The organism is Gordonia sp. NPDC057258 (assembly GCF_042668985.1).
GTDB lineage: Bacteria > Actinomycetota > Actinomycetes > Mycobacteriales > Mycobacteriaceae > Gordonia > Gordonia hongkongensis.
Genome location: NZ_JBHUXZ010000083.1, coordinates 1 through 1429, shown reverse-complemented (window position 1 = coordinate 1429; position 1429 = coordinate 1). Strand labels below are relative to the sequence as shown.

Annotated in this window: 2 protein-coding genes; both read right to left on the bottom strand. The window is 61.9% G+C overall.

Going from position 1 to position 1429, the window contains the following annotated elements:
* Positions 1 to 188: 188 nt before the first annotated feature.
* Positions 189 to 665 carry a hypothetical protein gene (locus ACFUEJ_RS24175; protein WP_105817667.1) on the bottom strand — a complete coding sequence of 159 codons (477 nt, stop codon included), beginning with the start codon at positions 663 to 665 and terminating at the stop codon, positions 189 to 191.
* A 1-nt stretch (position 666) separates the two neighbouring features.
* Positions 667 to 1429 (bottom strand): hypothetical protein (locus ACFUEJ_RS24170; RefSeq protein WP_388032372.1); only part of this gene is annotated, 763 nt, incomplete at its 5' end.

The window sequence follows — 1429 nt, the reverse complement described above, 5'->3', positions numbered from 1 at the left end:
GGCGAGATGATCGCGTTGCCGGACAAGCGCGCGGAGTTCTCCCGTCACGCGCGCATCGCGGCAGCCGGCACGCACAATTGGACCCAGTATGTCGACAAGTTGCAGCAAGTCTATGCCGGCTGCCTCCGGTCGGTGCGCGATGTGCATACACGCACGTGAGGGCTGCGCCCGGTGCGCATTGAGAGGGTCTATCGACTGATCCGCGGAGCGACGCCGGGAATCCCGACCGACAAGCCCTGCACACCCGGAAGCACGCCGAGGGCCGATCTTCCCATCCCCGCACCCCGCGCGGAGCGCAGGCTCGATACCGAACCGGCGCTCATTCCCGAGTACATACTGCCGTGAACGTATCCCATCCGCTCCACGTCGTCGGCGTACGGATTCTTCGCGCCGGCGGCCGCCATCGCGAAAGTCCGCAGCTCGCTCGTGTCCGATCCGGATTTCCGATACGTTCCCGCGTTGCCTGCCAACGTGTTTCCAGCCGGTTCGCCGTAGATCACGCTTGCCTGCTTCGCGGCCGTGCTGGATCTGGACTGCCCGTGACACCCAGGCAATGCACAGGCGGCGAACGACGTTGCCGGCGCCATGATCGCCGCCGCGGTCGACACGACGCAGAGAAGCGGTATTGCTTGACGTACATTGAACATCCCACGTGGCTCGTCCATCTCATTTCACCTCATCGGTCAGTCGAATTTTCACTTTCACGTGTGTCGCCGGTGCAGAATGGTCGGCGTTACATACGACTCTCAATCGCATGATGCGAACGTTCGGCAAAGCAGCCAGCTGATCACGTGGCATCCCCGATACCTCCTGCTCACCGATCGTCCGTCTACCTGGCGTCGACATGTCGATGACACCGCGCCACGCCGGGCGACCGGTGTAATCCAGTCCCGTCAACACGAGCGTTTCGCCGGGTTCGCGTCCGGGCGTCGCACGCGCGTCGGCGATCTCGATGGTCAATTCACGCGCTCCACGATGGATCGTGAGGTCGAACGGACGTTGACGCGCGCCGCCGCCGAAGTCGAAACCGGCGTCGATGGCGTCATCGTTGTGGTGAGCGTCACGAATGTGCGCGTCGTCGACGTTCAATTGAACGGCAACATCGAACGATGCTTCCGAATTACTCCGTGGGCTCGAGAACCGGGCTTCCATATCGGATTGCGCCCCGGCGATCACCGGATCGACGATCGTCAAGTTCTTGCAGATATTGGCGATCAATATCTGGTTGACACGGGCCGTAACCGTGGAGTCTCGCGCCTTGACGCCGATTGCCGTGCGTCCGTTCTCGAGCCATATTCCCGTCACATCGAATTGCGGTTGACCGCTTTCGTTTCGAAGCACGGAGCCCATCGTCAATCCACGGGGCACCGGGTCGTTGATTCCGGAGAAATCGGTATACAAGACGCCCGATCTCGCTCCGGTCACCTTG